This is a genomic window from Cupriavidus sp. 2TAF22 (assembly GCF_052115045.1).
Lineage (GTDB): Bacteria > Pseudomonadota > Gammaproteobacteria > Burkholderiales > Burkholderiaceae > Cupriavidus.
On the sequence record NZ_JBFRFX010000103.1, the window covers coordinates 1 to 3366 of the forward strand.

2 protein-coding genes are annotated in these 3366 nt (G+C 60.7%); both read right to left on the reverse strand.

Annotated features, from left to right (window positions below):
• Window positions 1-279: 279 nt before the first annotated feature.
• Complete coding sequence (locus AB4Z48_RS40285) at window positions 280-1425, reverse strand: GGDEF domain-containing protein (RefSeq protein WP_441624464.1); 1146 nt, start codon at window positions 1423-1425, stop codon at window positions 280-282.
• A gap of 316 nt (window positions 1426-1741) precedes the next feature.
• A complete protein-coding gene (locus AB4Z48_RS40290) occupies window positions 1742-2902 on the reverse strand; it encodes a hypothetical protein (RefSeq protein WP_441624466.1) in 1161 nt (386 codons plus the stop codon).
• Window positions 2903-3366 lie beyond the last annotated feature (464 nt).

Here is a 3366-nt window from a genome sequence, read left to right on the forward strand (position 1 = left end):
GTAATGAGTAATGACCTCGGGTCTAGCCATCCTCGGGCGTCTCCATTGCATTCAACCGGGCAGGCTGAATACCATGGACAGGCCCTCAGGCGGACATTTGAACTTTGCTAGAACCGGACATTACAACTTTGCCGCTACATCCAATGTTCGCATAATTAGTCTTATGTTAAATCATGTAGCGAGCCGCAAATCATGTTGGCGCGGCCATCCAGGATTTTCCTCGTTATCGCGGCAACCGCCGGCAAGTGACCGGCGCCCGTTGAATGCGGAAGCCCCGGCTCAGCCTGCCTCAACACGGTTGCGCCCATCGGCCTTGGCGCGATATAGCGCCGAATCGGCTCGCGCCAGCAATTCGTCAAGGGTCGCTTCCCCGGCCTCGATGCTGGCCAACCCCAGGCTTGCCGTGCAGCCGGGCTGCCCTGCGATGGCCGATTGCTGCTCCACTGCCTGCCGCACGCGCTCGGCCATTGCAAGCGCGGCCTCCATGCCGGTACGCGGCAGCAGCACGACAAACTCTTCGCCGCCAAAACGGCCGAGATAGTCCGTGTAGCGCAGCGCCCGCCCCACGGTTTGTGCGAAATGAGCCAGCACGCGGTCACCCACCAGGTGTCCGTGCTGGTCATTGATGCGCTTGAAGTGGTCGATATCCATCAGCAGCAACGACAGTGGCTGGCCGCTGCCGCGCTGGTTATTCAGTTCGCGACTCCCTGCGTGCAGCACAGCCCGGCGGTTCAATACCCCTGTCAGGTCATCGCGTTGCGCCAGGTACTCGAACTCCGCGCGCAACCGCTCGCTCACGGTCAGCAGCAGGCCAAGGCAGACGAACAGCGACGCGAAACAATACGCTGCAATGTACGTGGTCTGAATAGCCGAAGGGGAAAACCGCGGAGTATTGACGGTATCCTGCAAAAGCGTCGTCGCTGCCCGCACCAGCAGGACCAGCCCCTGGAAAGCGAGGACAACTGCCATGAAGCGCGGCGCAAAACCCCGGCCGTGCTGCCAGGTCATCCGCGCATGAGTCAGGCATATTGCGGCCAGCACCGTGGTAAGCAGCAACACGCGAATCCGGTAGTCGGGATAGACCAGCAGGAACCAGGCGATGCCGGCCAGGCAGCCAATGCCCACGCCGAGCCAGTATTTCCAGGTGCAGGGCACCCCGTAGAAGCGCTGGCTGCCGAAGTAGAACAATGCGCAGCCCGAAAGCAGCAGCGCGTTACCGCCAAACGCGACGAGCACGGCCGGCCACTGCCCGTCCATCGCATAGAAGGCGGCGGAAAGCGCGCAAAGCAGCGGTGCGAGCGCCCAAGGCAACAAGCCTTTGATGGAGGCAGGATAGGCGCGGCGAAAGGCCAGCAGGATGATGCACAGGGCGATATTGATCATCCCCGTCATCGCCGACATGGAGCGCAGGTCCAGGTTCAGCATTGGTCAGCCGTGGAGATACAGGATTGACCGTGGCCGGTGACCGGTCGTGATACTGTAGGAAATGCAGTCATGTGAGTATGCCTGTTCAAGCTGGCATTGCACCCTGCACGGCTAGCCGTGGCAGGTGGAGATTCGGCAATCCCACCGCAGGGGCAATGCATTGGGAAACCACGGGCGCAAGACCTACCTGCGCCCGTGTAAGGCAGGGCGAAGCATACGCGATTTGGGGACCGGTACACCGGGCGGCGCGCCATGCACTACCCTTCGGTGACCCCTCGCCTGGCGCATCGCCTGGCGCACCGCGTTACCGCGTTCTTCAGGACGTCAGGCCTTTGGCGCGGAGCCAACTCAGCCACGCTTGATCTTCGATCTCGTACGAGCCCCGCGACTCTTTCCATACGATCTCACGCTCACGAAGGGCGTCAATTGCATTTTGAACCGTCGCAGCGCTGACGCTCACATGATCCGGCACAAGGGCCTTGTACGCGGAAATGGCGCTCTCTCCGAAGGGAGAGAATTGACCATCCTTGTCAGCCATGACACGCACTACCGCCTGCTGAAGTGGCGACAGTGATGTGAAGTCGCTTTCGACGTCATGCCACAAGCGTTCCTGGACGAGCGTCGCGTCATCCTTGAGCCGGGCACTGAGGTTTGGCGATTCGTTCGCCAGTGCGATCGTGCCAATCAGGTGGCGCAGCATCTCCGGGCGATGCCCGACCATCACGAAGGCTTCGTAGACGGCCTCCGGCTCAAACTGATTGCCCGCGGCGAGCGCCCTATTTACGCTCTTGGTGAATTCGTCGGTAAAGTTTCTATCGAGCAGCGGGAACGGCGTCACCTGGGAACCGTAGAACGGCATGCGCGAATTCATGACCAGGTGCGCGAGTTTGTCCCGGCTTGAGCCGGTGAAGACCAGCATGAGGTCCGGGGCCTTGCCCGAAACGTTCATCGAGTCGCGCGCCGCCTTCAGGCCGAACATTGCCTCGACGCCCTTCTCCGTGGTCAGAGCATGCTGCGCTTCATCAACGATCAAGAGAACGGGTTTCCTGGCGGCCTTGCGCAGCGCCTCAAGGGTCTGCGTGAGCGTGACGCCCGCTGGTAGTCCCGTGGCGGTGAGGTCTAACCCAAGGGTGCCCATGACGGTGACCTTGGTGAGGCCGACAGCCTTTGCGGCTTTGCTCACGACACCGGTGTGATCGGCAATTTTGTGCTTGATGGCGTCGGCGATCAGCTCGCCCGGGTCATGCGCCTTGTTCGACCACAAGTCGACGTACACGGTGACCCAGTCGCGCTGCTCGGCGGCCGGCGTAAGGTCCTCGCGCAGGAAGGTGGACTTCCCTACCCGACGCGGCGCCGCGAGGAACAGGCCCGAGCGGGCATCCTGGACTCCCTCCCCGGCCAAGGCAGCGCAGAAGCTTGCCGCCAACGCGGGTCGGCGAAACGTGTAGCGTTCGGAGGCGGCGGACGGCTTGGACATGTGTCTTCCTGGTGCGATTATCACCATTTATCCTATCTGGATAATTTATCCTTCGCAAATAAATAATGATAAATGCCTGGTGAGGCATATGTGTTCGGGGGCCAGGGCGTCCTGGCACCTCCGGGGAAGGATCTGGCAGCAACACTTCGATGCGCTTGGCCGGATGCACACGCAGCAGCTTGAGCGCGCCGCGGATTTAGCCGGCCGCTTAGCTGAGCGGACTCCTTCCGCCGGACCGAAAAACATTCAATTATTTTGACTAACTATGACAGTGATGGGCCACTTTCCGCGGTCTGACGCTGGTTATAGTTCTGCACATGGGCAGCGCAACAAGGCAACGAAGCAAGCCAGGCGCTACCGGATAAAACTCAAAATCATTGAATCACCTTAATTGGAGAACATCGTGTCGAACGCCAAACTGCAAGTCCTGACCCCGCGCAACAGCCAGCTGATCGTCATCGACC

Excerpts from the sequence above, each read along its gene's own strand:
- AB4Z48_RS40285 (WP_441624464.1), bottom strand. The coding sequence starts at position 1,425 with ATGCTGAACCTGGACCTGCGCTCCATGTCGGCGATGACGGGGATGATC.
- AB4Z48_RS40290 (WP_441624466.1), bottom strand. The coding sequence starts at position 2,902 with ATGTCCAAGCCGTCCGCCGCCTCCGAACGCTACACGTTTCGCCGACCC.